1 pseudogene is annotated in these 241 nt (G+C 71.8%); it reads right to left on the reverse strand.

From position 1 onward, the window contains the following. Nucleotides 1-241, reverse strand: a pseudogene (locus tag KVT14_RS21100) (aminodeoxychorismate/anthranilate synthase component II); the annotation flags it as partial.

Here is a 241-nt window from a genome sequence, read left to right on the forward strand (position 1 = left end):
GTGCTGCAGGCCCATGATGATGCCGTTCGCCCGCGCGGTGACCTCGAGGTCGGCCGAGACGGTGTCGACGACGACGGCCAGCGAGTGGTACCGGGACGCGGTGAACGGCGTCGGCAGGCCCTCGAAGACACCGTGCCCCTCGTGGGACACCAGGCTGGCCTTGCCGTGCATCAGCTCCGGGGCGTGCGTGACGGTGCCGCCGAACACCTCTCCGAGCGCCTGGTGCCCGAGGCAGACCCCG

Origin of the sequence: Cellulomonas sp. GbtcB1, from assembly GCF_019091725.1 — a bacterium.
Taxonomy (GTDB): Bacteria; Actinomycetota; Actinomycetes; order Actinomycetales; family Cellulomonadaceae; genus Cellulomonas.